Origin of the sequence: Pedobacter ginsengiterrae, assembly GCF_039537385.1 — a bacterium.
GTDB classification, from domain to species: domain Bacteria; phylum Bacteroidota; class Bacteroidia; order Sphingobacteriales; family Sphingobacteriaceae; genus Pedobacter; species Pedobacter ginsengiterrae.
Genome location: NZ_BAABAK010000019.1, coordinates 144,446 through 158,494 on the forward strand (window position 1 = coordinate 144,446; position 14,049 = coordinate 158,494).

General features: G+C 33.2%; 13 protein-coding genes. 8 read left to right on the forward strand and 5 right to left on the reverse strand.

Translation table 11 applies throughout. The features are described 5' to 3' along the window. Positions 1–40: 40 nt before the first annotated feature. Positions 41–1,429 carry an arginine decarboxylase gene (locus tag ABD692_RS18175; protein ID WP_316761524.1) on the reverse strand — a complete coding sequence of 463 codons (1,389 nt, stop codon included), beginning with the start codon at positions 1,427–1,429 and terminating at the stop codon, positions 41–43. Between the two features lie 629 nt (positions 1,430–2,058). On the opposite strand from ABD692_RS18175, the gene ABD692_RS18180 reads away from it, so the two are divergent. Continuing rightward, entirely contained in the window at positions 2,059–2,292 is a 234-nt protein-coding gene (locus tag ABD692_RS18180; protein ID WP_316761526.1) for a hypothetical protein, read from the forward strand. 99 nt (positions 2,293–2,391) lie between these two features. On the opposite strand, the gene ABD692_RS18185 is transcribed toward ABD692_RS18180, so the two are convergent. From ABD692_RS18185 to ABD692_RS18200, 4 genes are all read right to left on the reverse strand, one after another. Next, entirely contained in the window at positions 2,392–2,970 is a 579-nt protein-coding gene (locus tag ABD692_RS18185) for a PhnA domain-containing protein (RefSeq protein WP_344769241.1), read from the reverse strand. A 59-nt stretch (positions 2,971–3,029) separates the two neighbouring features. Beyond that, positions 3,030–3,944 carry a citrulline utilization hydrolase CtlX gene (gene ctlX / locus ABD692_RS18190; protein ID WP_344769243.1) on the reverse strand — a complete coding sequence of 305 codons (915 nt, stop codon included), beginning with the start codon at positions 3,942–3,944 and terminating at the stop codon, positions 3,030–3,032. Between the two features lie 99 nt (positions 3,945–4,043). Further along, positions 4,044–5,495, reverse strand: coding sequence for an arginine deiminase family protein (locus tag ABD692_RS18195; protein WP_344769245.1), 1,452 nt, complete (start codon positions 5,493–5,495; stop codon positions 4,044–4,046). 206 nt (positions 5,496–5,701) lie between these two features. Continuing rightward, a complete protein-coding gene (locus tag ABD692_RS18200; protein ID WP_344769247.1) occupies positions 5,702–6,424 on the reverse strand; it encodes a 3-keto-disaccharide hydrolase in 723 nt (240 codons plus the stop codon). Positions 6,425–6,547: 123 nt separating this feature from the next. Here ABD692_RS18200 and ABD692_RS20995 point away from each other — a divergent pair, with 123 nt between their 5' ends. The 7 genes from ABD692_RS20995 (at position 6,548) to ABD692_RS18230 (ending at position 14,041) form a co-directional block, all read left to right on the forward strand. Then, the gene (locus ABD692_RS20995; protein ID WP_425567353.1) at positions 6,548–6,748 is read left to right on the forward strand and encodes a sugar transferase; all 201 of its coding nucleotides are present in this window, start codon (positions 6,548–6,550) and stop codon (positions 6,746–6,748) included. 413 nt (positions 6,749–7,161) lie between these two features. Beyond that, on the forward strand, positions 7,162–7,842 hold the full coding sequence (locus ABD692_RS18205) for a TolC family protein (RefSeq protein ID WP_344769249.1): 681 nt from the start codon (positions 7,162–7,164) through the stop codon (positions 7,840–7,842). 22 nt (positions 7,843–7,864) lie between these two features. Next, the gene (locus ABD692_RS18210) at positions 7,865–10,003 is read left to right on the forward strand and encodes an exopolysaccharide transport family protein (protein WP_344769251.1); all 2,139 of its coding nucleotides are present in this window, start codon (positions 7,865–7,867) and stop codon (positions 10,001–10,003) included. 55 nt (positions 10,004–10,058) lie between these two features. After that, a complete protein-coding gene (locus ABD692_RS18215) occupies positions 10,059–11,324 on the forward strand; it encodes an O-antigen ligase family protein (RefSeq protein ID WP_344769253.1) in 1,266 nt (421 codons plus the stop codon). Positions 11,325–11,496: 172 nt separating this feature from the next. Continuing rightward, entirely contained in the window at positions 11,497–12,057 is a 561-nt protein-coding gene (locus ABD692_RS18220) for an acyltransferase (RefSeq protein WP_344769255.1), read from the forward strand. A gap of 11 nt (positions 12,058–12,068) precedes the next feature. Further along, positions 12,069–12,848 (forward strand): glycosyltransferase family 2 protein, encoded by a 780-nt coding sequence (locus tag ABD692_RS18225; RefSeq protein WP_344769257.1) that lies wholly within the window; start codon positions 12,069–12,071, stop codon positions 12,846–12,848. 2 nt (positions 12,849–12,850) lie between these two features. Next, a complete protein-coding gene (locus ABD692_RS18230; RefSeq protein ID WP_344769259.1) occupies positions 12,851–14,041 on the forward strand; it encodes a glycosyltransferase in 1,191 nt (396 codons plus the stop codon). Positions 14,042–14,049: the final 8 nt, after the last annotated feature.

Sequence of the window (14,049 nt, forward strand, 5' to 3'; positions counted from 1 at the left end):
TTTAGAACCTGTAACAGAAAACTCGTAACAGGAAACTCAATTAATAACCCAGAATTTTCAAAACTTGCTTACTATTTTGTTCTTCTCCAAAAACCTCAAAATTAAAGCTTTCATCGCGATTTCTGCGGATCAACACATGTTTCGGACTAGGCAACAAACAATGGTGAATACCACCGTAACCGCTCAGTACTTCCTGGTAAGCACCAGTATGGAAGAAACCTAAATACTGAACTTTACGTGTTTTTGGCATAAATACACTGTTCATATGCGCTTCCTGGTTGTAATAATCCTGACCATCGCAAGTTATTCCACCTAAGTTTACACGTTCATATTCAGCGTCCCAATTGTTAATTGGTAATAAGATATATTTTTGGTTCAACGCCCAAACATCTGGTAAATTGGTAATAAAAGAACCATCGAGCATTAACCAACGCTCGCGATCATTTTGTTGCTTTCTACCCAGTACTTTGTATAAAATACCCGATGCTTCAGCAACCGTATATTTACCAAATTCGGTAATAATATCTGGTTCCATTACATCATGAATAGCACAAATTTCTTTAATCCTTTTTACAATCTCGTTAACCATGTATTCGTAATCGAAATCGAAAACCAATGAATCTTTAAATGGCATTCCGCCACCGATATCCAAAGTATCTAAATCAGGGTTAATTTTTTTGAATTTGCAATAAAGCGTTACATATTTCTCTAATTCGTTCCAGTAATATGGCGAATCGGTAATACCAGAATTGATAAAGAAGTGCAATAATTTTACTCTGAAATTCGGGTTATGAACGATTTTATTATTGTAAAAATCAATAATATCTTCCATGCGCACACCCAAACGCGAAGTATAGAATTGCGAATCTGGCTGCTCTTCAGCCGCAATACGAATACCTAAATTACAAGGAGTATCAATATCAACCTCATCATCAAAAAGGTTAAATTCCTCCTTGTTATCTAATACAGGGATAATATTTGTATAACCATCGTGCAACATATCAATAATATATTGCTTGTATTGGTATGTTTTAAAACCGTTGCAAATAATGGTTGTATCTTTCGTTAAAACACCTTTTTTCTCCAAAGCATCAACCATTGGCATATCAAAAGCCGAAGAAGTTTCCAAGTGGATGTTATTCTTCAAAGCCTCCTCAACAATATGGCGGAAGTGCGAACTTTTTGTACAATAGCAATATTTATAATCGCCACGGTAATTGTTCTTTAAAATGGCAGTTTGAAAAAGAATCTTCGCTTGCTGAATCTTCTTACTCACCATCGGTAAATACGTGAAACGTAGCGGCGTACCGTAAGTTTCAATCATTTCCATCAGGTTTAAATCCTGAAAATATAATTCATCATCTATAACATCAAAGCCATCCTGTGGAAAGCCAACACTTAGATCAAGAAATTCTGAGTAACTCTGCATTTACTTTTAAATAATTTTTGCAAAAATGTAATTTTAAATCGAGAATTAATCGGTATTGAAAATATTTTTACTGTAGAGAAACGCAATATTTTTCTGGCAACAACCTCATCGCCTCATTTGTAAACAACTAATGTTAAAATGTGTTTAACCTATCTTTAAATAGATGCTGTTTTGTTCGGTAATTTCCAGCAGATTATGCGGCTTTCTCAGAAATATTTTTCTCGGATTTAATTGAATTGTTTTCTCCAGATTTGAGAAGATTTCGCAGAATAAATTTTTAAAAATCTGAGTTTATCATTCTAAAATCTGCGGAGTATATTTTTTCGAAAAGCAATTGCAGTGCTAATCGTTTCCGAAAGTCCTGCCATTCGCTGTAGCCCTCGTAGAAAAACTCGGGGCTGCCGCTCCTGTCAGGTTTAAATTACTTATACAATTACTACTATTCAACGATTGTTAAACGCCCAAATTCCCTCTTTTACAAGGGTGCTGGCAAGTGGGCTTTGGTTGATTCAGATTTTATTTAACTTAAAATCAAGTTGTTAAATAAAATTTAAATTTTTTTAAAGTAATTCTAAAGTTCAATCGTCTACAACATCAAAACTTAACAAAATCATTAAATAACCCCGATTATGATTTCGATTTTTAGAACAAATATTCAATCAGGAGTTGAATTAAGCAAAATAGCCCAACATTTAAATAATCTGCTTTCTGGTGCCACCTGGAGTGTAGATTTAGGAGATTCAGATAAAATTCTTAGAATAGATTCGAGCATCGATAAAATTGGCGATGCGGTTTCATTATTAACCAAATTTGGTTACGATTGCGAGAATTTACAAAATTTTTATGCGCCACCAGTTTGGTGATAAATCGATCGTTATTGTGAGGTATGAAGCAATCCAAATGCTTGTTTGAAAAGCTTAAGTTGCAAGACTGCTTCGTTTCTCGCAATAACGGAAAAAGGATTATCCCTTTCTAAGGTATTTAGTAAGTATTACAATGGTTTGTCCCTCAACTTTACCTTCAATTTGTTCTGTATTATCATGAACGAGGCGAATGTTTTTTACAACTGTGCCCAATTTCACGCTTAAGGTAGAACCCTTAACGTCTAAAGTTTTTACTAAAACCACTGTATCGCCTTCGTATAAGCGTGTGCCGTTGCTATCTTGATGAAACTCTACATTTCCATCTAATTCATGATCCCCAGTTTTTTTAGCCCATTCTAAGGTATCTTCTTCCAGATATAAAATGTCTAAACTATCTGCAGCCCAACCTTCATTTCTTAATCTGCTTAACATTCTCCAGGCCACAACTTGTACAGGTGCAAATTCAGACCACATGGTTTCATTTAATATTTTCCAACGACCGGTATCTAATTGTTCCGTTTTCTCAATCTGATCTAAGCAAATTTTACAAACTAAAATACTATTATCAGTATTGGCATTGCTCGTTGGCGGAACTTCATATACAGCTAAATTTGTTTCCGCTGTACATAACTCGCATTTATTTCCTGAACGTATTTGTAACTCTTGTACTAATGACATGGTATATGATTTTTCGGCGAAAGTACAAAACTAATTGGAATAAGCCCACGTGATATTCATCACTTTTCTGGTAAATGAATTTCTGCAAGCATACATCTTGCACTACCACCACCATTTTTCTCGATGGTGTAAATTGGTGCGTAAATAACTCTGCTATATTTTTCGAGCTGAGCTATCTGAGTGGTATTTAACGATAAAAATGCCTGTTCAGACATTACGAGTAAACTTTCGCCTTTAGCATTTGAAACCTGCAACATATTTCCTGCAAATCGATTCATTTGGTCTAAACTGATTTCGATGATTTCCTTACCATTATCAATTAAAGATATTGCAACTTTTTCTCGCTCTTCTGCGTTTGGAATAGAATCCATACAAATGACTGCGAATTTATCGCCAATACACATCATCACATTGGTATGGTAAATTGGAAATTTTGATCCATCAACTGCTTGGAAAGAAACAGCGCTATATCCACTTAACATGCAAAAGTTATTCAGTACTTCTTTGTCTGTACGAACACTTAAACAAGCATAGGCAACTTTATTAAGTCTATCTAGAACCATACTACCAGTGCCTTCTAAAAAAGCAAATTGTTGCTCATAAAAGCTAATATCAGTAATGTGGTTAACCTCAAACTTTTCTTTTAAGCCTTCCAAAATCTCGCTTCTACGTTCTTGTCTGCGGTTTTCAGAAAACATTGGATACAAATAAACAGAACCATCATCATGAAAGGAAACCCAATTATTTGGAAAAATAGAATCAGGAGTTTCAGGTTGTAAGGTATCATCTATAACGGTTACATCAACTTCGTTTTTTCTGAGCAAGCCTACAAAGCCGTCAAATTCTTCGAGCGCAAGCTTTTGAATATTACTTTCTGTAGAAGCAACCTGAAATTTATTATTGCCTGCTGTTTGTACGTTGAATTTAAAATCAACTGGGCGAATCATTAAAAGGTGGTTGGTTATTTGGTTCATTAGTTTAGTTGTTCATTAGTCATTTGTAACTTGCTTAATTAGTAAAATTTAACGTTCATCAATTCTATTGCCCAAGAATGCACATCTTAAGCAGATAAACTAATGAACCAAGTTATCTCTCAAAATTGGTAGGCTCATACAATGGAAACCTCCTCGTGCACGAGATAGTTCTGCTGAAGGCATTAAAATTAAAGTGTCTGTCAATGTTTCTGCATCAACTTTCCCACTTTCTAAATCTTGAATTAAATCTTTAACATCTACAACATTAAAACCAGCAGCTTTAAAGGCCTCAACTGTTTTATCGTTCCTATCGTAACCTAAAACAACTCCCTCTTTAATAGCTAAGAGATTACATGAATCTGTCCACTGTTCTCTAGAATCATAAGGAAACTGGTTATTTCCACTGTAAATAATTTTAGTTGGCTCGTTGCTTTTTAAATCATTCTGACTAATGTCATTTAATAAAGCTTCAACATGTTCAAAATGTTTCGGTGCCTGCGGATTTGCTTTTGTAAACTGAATAGCTGTTGTAGCCTCCAGCTTTTCAGGTTCCTTTAAAAAGTTAATCGGCTCGTAAGGATTGAATTTTGGAGAATGTGCAATCGAATTTAAAATTACCCAGGTATTGCGTTTCACCTGTGTAAATACAGTGTCTAAGTGCATATAATCACGCTTGCTTGGTATTTTTACAACCGTAACTTTCTCTACTACATCGTTATCAAATAATAATTTAATGGCTTCATTTGCACCATGTTCGGAAGTTCGCTCGCTACAACCAATTAGTACGTGATTTTGACTAACCATCATCACGTCGCCACCTTCCAAAGTTGTACTGAAAGTGGGTTCATCTCCTGGCCGTAAAAAGTGCATCGTTACATCTGGAATTTCGAGAATGTTATTGCGATAACTTTCAAAAAGAGGGTGGTTAAAGAAAATATAACGCATTAAAAGCGTTTCTCGAACACGAGCTTTTTTTGCAGGTTTATTTAATAAAATATGATTATTAATTGTTGTGCCCACATCACGTGTGAAAATTAAATTCGGAATAGGGGCGAAAATCATGATATCGTTAGCTAGCGTTCCAGAAATAAAAATTTCTGCAAGTTCCTTAGGATCAGTATTTGTTAATTCCATTTGCACTTTGTAAGTACAGCCCTCAATTGCACATACAGCAGCCACTAATTTTTTACGGATAGATTCGTTTTCGAGCATTTCGCTCAGCAAATTCTGAATTTCGATTACTGATGTAGAATTATGAAAATCTGGGTGATTAGGCTTGTAAAAATTACGATTGCCTTCTTCTGAATCTATTTGTGCAAGCTTTCCTTTAATCTTTTCTGGATCGAGAAAATACATCAAAAGCTTAATGTAGTAATCATATTCGCCCTTGCGAATGGTATCTAAGTGTACTATATCTTCGAAAAGCCAATCTTGTGCTTTGGAAGGGACAACCTTTCCTAAACCACTATCTGGACTATGGATTAACAATTTTCGCAATCTACCGATCTCGGTGTTTACGCTCACTTTGAAATTTGGATTCTGCTCGCTCATAAATAAGTTAGTTATTGCAAATCTATCAGAATTTTTGGAAAACGTAAGGCAGAACAGCTATGATTTGGGTTTCTTGCAAAGGCTTGATTGTTTTTACTTCTTTATCGTTTTCAGATAAAAATAACCAGCTGTTGAATGCTGTGGCAACTCCAATATGCAAAATCAAAACAATCAAGAAGCCTAAATTATAGGCTTCTTGATTATTGTTAAAGGTTTTTTATCTTGATATTTTTAAAGGAAACTCCTTTGTTCCAGTCTTGAAGAGCAATTTGACCTGACACAAATTTACCAAACTCAGGAAAATTACTAAAGCTAGTCGCAGCTATAGCTTCTCTCCATTCTTTTGTCTTAAAATCTTGTTTAGCAGTAAGAATGCCATTCAAATAAAATTCTATTACACCATTTTGTTGCTTTATAACCGATTGATTCCAGCTGCCCAAAGGTTTTAGCTCCGCATTGTTCAGTTGTTTAGAGAAATTATAAAGACAACCAGAACGTTTCATTTCCTTTTCGTAATCGTAGTGAGATTTCTCCAAAAGTTGATATTCTGGTCCTGAAGCCCATGCCGTTGGGATATCTTTACGTTCTAGTACGTTAATAAAAACACCACTATTGCCTTCCTTGCTAATTTTCCAATCGAATTTTAATTCGTAATTCTCAAATTTTTCATCCGTTACTAAATCACCATGAGCAGCTTCTAAGCCAGGTGTACATTTTAATTCACCATTTTTTGCAACCCAAACCGATGCTATCTTCCCTTGGTTGTAAAGATGCCAGCCTTTAATAGTTATTCCATCAAATAAAAGCTTGTAGCCTTCTTTTTGCTCTTGAGTAGATAACTGATTGTCTTTAACTTGAGCTATGCTACTTGAATTTAATAGAGTTAACAAACAAAATGCCGCTAGCAATGAATAGAATTTTAGTTTCATGGTTTATACTTGAGTTTAATTATTTTACAATTCTGGTTGTTAATAAATTATGAAACTAAAATACAGCAAAATTTTGTGACTTTGAAAGATAAAGCCTATTGAAGCTGGTTTATCCTATTTGAAGTGTCTTTCCAAAAAAGAATTTTTGATATTGTCTTATCTGCTATATCTTTGTTTTTGCTCGCTCCAATATTTATTATCGTTGCGGTAACAATCAAGTTAGAATCGAATGAAAAAGCGATAAATAAGAGTAGGAGAGTTGGTGTAGATGAAAAATTTTTGATTTTTGTAAATTTAGATCCATCAGTATGCATGCAGACATAACGCTCCACACAATAAAAGATTTAAGTCAATATGCCAAAACGATGAAAACTTTTTTGATAAAACAGCGTTTATGAAATTTAAATACGATTCCAGAATTCGGGTCATTTTTAACAAAAACCAGTATTGAAGAACGTCCTCAAGTTAATGTGCTACACGATTTATCAAAACAGCGGATTAACAGGTTTATGGCAAATTAGTAAGGAGAGGACAGAAAGAAATGTCTGAAAGAGAGTTTGAGGAACTAGATGATTATAATGCCAATAACTACTCAATATTTTTTAATTTTGAAAATAATTCTTAAAACTTTTCCTGCACTAATTTAAAAGGAACAAGTTTAATTGTATATTTAAACGTTTTTTGTTACATCCCAAAATTATATAAAAAATAAACCATTATAAACAACCCTATTATTAATGAAAACTCTACAAAAAATTACGCTTGCTTTCTTTGTATTTTTAAGCATTAACGCTGCCGCACAAGAAACAATTATTCCTGAAATAAAATATGCTGATCTTGAAAAGTATATTGAATTGGCTAAACAAAATTTTCCAAGAAAGAAAATGTATGATGTCATGAAAGAAAGTAGTAAAGTTGCTATTCCATTGGCTAACTTATCTTATCTTGATATATTTACGGGTTCGTATTTTTACAGACCAGAAGATAGATCTGTACTCAATCCAGTTAATCCTTATTCTGTAAATGGTTTCCAATTCGGAATAAATGTTAATTTAGGTAATTTACTTTCTAAACCTTTTTTAGTTAAAAGAGCAAAACTTGAATATAAAGTTTTAGAATATCAGGCCGAAGAATATAATCTTACTATAGCTCAGGAAGTTAGAGGAAGATATTACGATTATATTCAAACTATAACTTTATTGAAACTGAACACTCAAATGGCACAGGAAAATAAGGGTGTGTCTGAAAGTTTAAGAAATCGATTTGAAAAAGGCGAAATTACTTTAGACGCATACAATCAATCTCGAATAAATCAGTTTAATTCTATGCAGGCAAAAATCCAAGCTGAAACTACTTATCTAAAAGCAAAAGATTTATTGGAACAAATTATTGGTTCCAAATTATCTGATGTAAAATAGTTGTAGCCTTTAAAATTTAAATATGGATATAAAAGCATTTTTGAAACTGGTTAAAAAATATAAATGGGTGCTAATTTTAGTGCCCATTATTGCTGTAATAATCACTTACTTTTTGGTTCAAAATTTACCAAAACAGTATAGCTCAGAAGTTCAGATTTCTACAGGTTTGCTAGACCCATCGAAAAAATTAATCTCTAATGAGAATACCGATTTCTTTCAGATAAATCAGCAATTCAGTAATATTATGGAGAAGTTTAAGATGAAAAAAATCATCAATATACTCTCATATAATTTAATATTACACGATTTAGAGCAACCTAAATCTGCTTTTAGAAAATATAGTGATAAGATCGATTCTTTAAGTGCTGAACAAAAGCAAGAATTAATTAATCTTTTCAGGGAGAAATTGGCTACGAAATCAGTTTTAACCTTGGCCGATAATAAAGGTAAATACAAATTGTATGATATTGTTGAGTCTATGGGATATGGTGAAACTGGCTTAAAAAAAGAAATTGACATTAGCCATTCTGATAATAGTGATTTTATCAATATCGAATATGTATCAGACAATCCTAATCTTTCTGCATACTTGGTAAACACATTAGCTTCCGAATTTATTGTTAATTATAGTTCTGATGTCAATACCAATCAAAATAAATCGATCGGTTTATTAGATTCTGTTTTGAAGAAAAAGGAAGTTACCATGAATGCAAAAAATGGTTCTTTGTCCGATTTTAAAAGAAATAAAGGAGTATTAAATCTAAACGAACAATCGGCTACCGTGTATGCTCAAATTACACAATATGAGGGGCAAAGAGCTGATGCATTAAGACAAATTCAATCTACTCAAGGTGCAATCAATACTATTCAAAGTAAGTTAGGTGGCAGCGACCCGAATATAAACGGTAGCAGCAGAGCTGATAACCGGGAAATTGTTAGTTTAAAGAAAGAAAGAGAAGCAGCAAACAATGCGTTTATCGAAAATGGTTTCAGAGCTTCAGACCAAAAGAGAGTAGATTCTTTGACTAAAATAATTCAATCTAAGAGTAATCAAAACTTTGATGAAAATGTTTACGATCCTCGTGCATCTAAACAATCTTTAGCTGCTCAAAAAACACAACTAGAAATTGCTCAGCAAACAGCAAAAAGTAGCATTAGATCTATTGATAACGAACTTGCAAGTTTAAGAGCTAAATATAGTAGCATGGTACCATACGATGCCGATATTCAGAATTATGAAAGAGAAGCTGATTTAGCTACAAAAGAATACATGACTGCCCTTGATCAGTATACTCAGTCGAGAAATAACCAGGCAATGGGTTTACGCCTGCAAATTGAGCAAGTTGGTTTACCAGGCAATCCAGAGCCATCTAAAAAAGTACTTTATCTAGCAGGTTCAGGCGCGGGTTCGTTTTTTATCTGCCTTGCTTATGTCTTTTTTGTGTTTATGCTTGATCATAAAATAAAAAGCGCTTCGCAATTGGCACATGCAACAAAATCAGTTACTATTGGTGTTTTAAATAAAATTGAGGGGGATGAAAGGAGTATAAGGGATATTTGGAATGATAAAACTGGAAATCCCAATTACGAAATTTATCGGGACATGCTCCGATCATTAAGGTTTGAAATAACTGAAAAGATGGATGCAGATAGTAGTAAAATTTTAGGTATTACAAGTTTATTCGGTGAAGAAGGTAAAACCTTTATAGCTTATAGCTTGGCCTATGCTTTTGCTATGACAGGTAAAAAAGTATTGTTAATTGCAGATGAACTTCCTGTAGTAAAAGCAGAAAGTAAAGCACTTGCAACGAGTCAAAACTTTCAGACCTTCTTAATAAAGAAAGAAATTCATACAGAGGATTTGATAACAATCATGAATAAGAGCACGGCTCGTGAATCATTATTGGAGATGCAAAGCATTAAGAGTTTAAAAGCTGGTTTCGAAGTGTTAAGAGAAGAATTTGATATTATTATAGTAGATGTAAATAGTTTGCATGATATAAACATTGCAAAAGAATGGTTACTGTTTACCGAAAAGAATATATCTGTATTTGAATATGGAAAAGTTTTAAACGATAATGATAAAGAATTTGTTGATTATATTAAAAAGCTCCCTGGATTTTTAGGTTGGGTTCTAAATAAGACTTTAACAAGCAGCTAAGTAATTTGTTGTTTATACTATTATTTAGAAATTTTAAAGCTGTTCTTATTTGTATATGAGAAGTACCCTATTATTTACGCTTATTTTTTATTGCTTCACTTTTATTGTGCTTGGTAGGGAAATCGGTGGTTTTCCTTTTGGTATATTTATCGAGGTTTTTATTTTCTTGTTAACCGTTGGTGTAATAGTAAAAACGCCGAGAGAAGATTGGAGTAACCTAAATAATAGTTTTGTTTTTCTAATGCTCTTTTGGTTTGGAATAAGCGTTTTAGAAGTTGTTAATCCTGGTTCGAATTCTTTAGCATGGGTAGCAGAAATTAGAACAACTGCCTTTTATCCGCTATTTTTAGTAATACTAGGTTTTCTAATATTTAAAACCAACAAATCGCTCGATATATTTCTAATTCTAGTAATTGGTGTTTCTACTTTAGGATCACTTAACGGTATGAAGCAGCTTTTTATAGGCTTATCGCCAGGTGAAACTGCCTTTGTTACTGCCAATGCAAGTACCCATTTACTTTGGGGCCGGTTAAGGGTTTTTTCTTTTTACACAGGAGCTGGCCAATTCGGGGCATCGCAGGCGCATATTGGATTAATGGCATTAATTTTAGCTTTAGGTCCGATTAAAACCAAATGGAAGAAAATTCTATTATTTATCTGCGCTGGCTTAAATCTTTACGGAATGCTTATTTCTGGTACAAGGGGCGCGCTATTTGCCTTAGTAGCAGGTGTATTTTTAGCTATATTTCTAAGTAAAAATTATAAGGTAGTAATACTAGGTGGTTTCGTTGCGGTTTTTGCGCTTGGTATTTTAAAATTTACACACATTGGTGATGGAAATTATCAGATATATAGGTTAAGAACAGCATTAAACCCAGAAGATCCTTCCTTAAACGTGAGGTTTATAACCCAACGAAATTTAAAAGAATACATGGCTTCCAGGCCATTTGGCGGTGGTTTGGGGGTAATTGGTTATAATGGCGTTAATTATAATTCTGATAAATACCTATCAACAGTACAGCCAGATAGTTATTTTGTTAAATTATGGGCAATGTATGGCGTTGTGGGCTTAACCATTTGGTTATCGATAATGATGTTTATATTAGGTAAGTGTTGTGCTATTGTGTGGAGACTGGAGGATCCGCAGTTGAAAGCAAAAATCATTGCCTTAACCGCAGGTTATGCTGGTGTATTAATTTGTAGTTATGGTAACGAGATTATAAATAATATGCCTACATCAATTGTAATCTACATTTCATGGGTGTTTATTTTTATAAGCCCAAGATTGGAGAAATTAGAAAAAAGTACATTATTAGATTAAAAAAAATATGCCATTTGAAATATTTGCATTACCTGCAATTATCTGTTTTATTCTTGGAATAGTAAACGGATTAAATAAGGAAAACGACTAATTTTATCGTTAAGAGTATTATTTTATGTCTATAATTTCGAAAATTAAATCAAACCCCAGGTTAAAGCAAATGGCTTTGTCTATGCTGATTCCAAAGAATGATCATAAACCAAGGTTGTGGGTTCGGATTTTTCTTAATCCTTTTAAGCATAAGAGAGGTAAAAAATCGATTGTTAGGTGGAAAACCAGGATGGATGTTTTTCCTTTTAATAACTTTCAGTTGGGTGCAAAGTCGATAATCGAAGATTTTTCTACCATTAATAATGGTGTAGGCGATGTAATAATTGGTTCTAATACAATTATTGGATTAGGCAACGTAATTATTGGTCCTGTTTCAATTGGGAATAATGTAATGTTTGCACAAAACATTGTTGTATCAGGTCTAAATCATGGATATGAAGATGTAAATATACCGCCAGCATTTCAAAAAGTAAATGTTAAGCAAATTACAATTGCTGACGATGTATGGATTGGCGCAAACAGTGTAATTACGGCTGGTGTAACCATCGGAAAGCACAGCGTAATTGGTGGGGGAAGCGTTGTTACTAAAGATGTGCCACCGTACTGTATTGCTGTTGGTAATCCCGCCAAAATCGTTAAAAAATACAATGCAGAAACTTTGACCTGGGATAAGGTTTTATAAGAAGTAAAATTATGACGGAAAAGGTAACTCACTTTGATAAGGTAACTTTATTGATTACGCACTATAACAGAAGCCAGTCTTTAGAAAGGTTGCTAGCTTCGTTTGATAGTTACAATTGCACTTTTAACGAAATTTTAGTTTCTGATGATGGCAGTAAACCAGAACATGTTGAGTATATAGAGAATCTCAAAAATAAATATGATTTTACCTTGCTTAAAGCGCCCAAAAATAAGGGCTTGGGCAATAATCTAAATAAAGGGCAGGATGCAGTAAAAAGTCCTTATACACTTTATGTTCAGGAAGATTTTGTTCCGCTACCTGGTTTCGAAAAACCATTAAAAGATGGTTTGGAGATTTTAGAACAAGATCAAACAGCAGATTACGTAAGGTTCTATTCGTATTTTAAACATCCTGAAACAAAAGCATTTAAAAATGGATTTTCGGAGATGATATTTAATCCATGGTCGCCCGATACCAATAAGTTTCATTTATATAGCGATCATCCGCATATCAGACGAAGTTCGTTTTTGCAAAAATTTGGCAGATATAATGAAACTAAGCATTCAGATAAAATAGAATTTGATATGATGATTTCTTTTTTACGGAAAAAAGGAAAAGGTTATTTATATGATAATTTTAAATCGGTTTTCGATCAGGTAAATAGTTCGGAAGAACCGAGTACCGTGAAGAGAGATTTTTGGAGAAATAGCGATAGTGCTTTAGTTAAGGTTATGAGATACTTTTACAGGCAGTATATTTTTAATTATAGTTATTTTTTGAAAAAGTATTAAGTATGAACAATGATATTGTTATAATTGGTCAGCAGCCTTGGGACACAGAAATTGGAAGTAATTGTAAAAACATTGCACTCGAACTTAGTAAAACCAACCGTGTTTTATATATCAATTCGCCTTTAGATCGCATTACCTTAATAAAGAACAAAAAAGATCCCAAAATTCAGAAGCGGATTAATGTGATCAATCAAAAGGAGGAAGGACTTATAAAAATTAAGAATAACCTTTGGAATTATTATCCTGATTGTATCGTTGAATCAATAAATTGGATAAATTCTACTTCTATTTTTAGGTTATTAAATAAAAGAAATAACAAAAAGCTTTCAAAATCAATTAAGAAAGCAATTGAAAAGCTTCAATTTAAAAACATTATATTATTTAATGATAATGAGATGTTTAAAGCTTTTTATCTTAAGGATTATTTACAGCCAGATTTAAGTGTTTACTATTCCAGAGATTACATGGTAGGGGTAAATTATTGGAAAAAACATGGTGAGATCCTCGAGCCTGAATTAATCGCCAAAAGCGATTTTTGCTTTGCGAATTCTGAATATCTGGCAGCTTATTGTCGTAAATACAATTCAAAATCATTTAATGTTGGGCAGGGTTGTGATATAGAATCATTCAAAAATGTAAGTGCAGAATTACCAGAAGTACTGAAGAATATTAAATCGAAAATTATTGGATATGTAGGCGCTTTGAGTACTTCACGCTTAAACATCGAGATCATTCAGCACATTGCAAACCAATATCCAGATTATAACGTAGTTCTTGTTGGACCAGAAGATGATTCGTTTATGGATAGTGAACTACATAACATCAAAAATGTAATATTTATTGGTCAGCGGGAAGTAGATGAATTGCCTTCATTTATTAATGCGTTTGACATTTGTATAAATCCTCAAACTGTAAATGCAATTACAAGAGGAAATTACCCAAGAAAAATCGATGAATATTTAGCCTTAGGTAAACCTGTAATAGCTACAAGGACAGAAACTATGGAGGTTTTTAAAGATTTCGTTTACTTGGCAGATACAAAAGAGGATTATGTCAAGCTTATCGAAAAAGCTTTTAATGAGCATAATAGTGAACTTGAACTTGGACGGAAAGAATTTGCTTTTAGTCATACCTGGGAAAATAGCGTAAAAGCAATGACAGTTGAGATAGATAAATTGATTAGTAAGAAGTAAGATTATAA

Bases quoted from the DNA above. Each gene is read 5' to 3' on its own strand.
- ABD692_RS18205 (WP_344769249.1), top strand. From the start codon at position 7,162: ATGAAAACTCTACAAAAAATTACGCTTGCTTTCTTTGTATTTTTAAGC.
- ABD692_RS18225 (WP_344769257.1), top strand. From the start codon at position 12,069: ATGACGGAAAAGGTAACTCACTTTGATAAGGTAACTTTATTGATTACG.
- ctlX (WP_344769243.1), bottom strand. From the start codon at position 3,944: ATGAACCAAATAACCAACCACCTTTTAATGATTCGCCCAGTTGATTTT.
- ABD692_RS18210 (WP_344769251.1), top strand. From the start codon at position 7,865: ATGGATATAAAAGCATTTTTGAAACTGGTTAAAAAATATAAATGGGTG.
- ABD692_RS18195 (WP_344769245.1), bottom strand. From the start codon at position 5,495: ATGAGCGAGCAGAATCCAAATTTCAAAGTGAGCGTAAACACCGAGATC.
- ABD692_RS18175 (WP_316761524.1), bottom strand. From the start codon at position 1,429: ATGCAGAGTTACTCAGAATTTCTTGATCTAAGTGTTGGCTTTCCACAG.
- ABD692_RS18220 (WP_344769255.1), top strand. From the start codon at position 11,497: ATGCTGATTCCAAAGAATGATCATAAACCAAGGTTGTGGGTTCGGATT.
- ABD692_RS18230 (WP_344769259.1), top strand. From the start codon at position 12,851: ATGAACAATGATATTGTTATAATTGGTCAGCAGCCTTGGGACACAGAA.
- ABD692_RS18185 (WP_344769241.1), bottom strand. From the start codon at position 2,970: ATGTCATTAGTACAAGAGTTACAAATACGTTCAGGAAATAAATGCGAG.
- ABD692_RS18215 (WP_344769253.1), top strand. From the start codon at position 10,059: ATGAGAAGTACCCTATTATTTACGCTTATTTTTTATTGCTTCACTTTT.
- ABD692_RS18180 (WP_316761526.1), top strand. From the start codon at position 2,059: ATGATTTCGATTTTTAGAACAAATATTCAATCAGGAGTTGAATTAAGC.
- ABD692_RS18200 (WP_344769247.1), bottom strand. From the start codon at position 6,424: ATGAAACTAAAATTCTATTCATTGCTAGCGGCATTTTGTTTGTTAACT.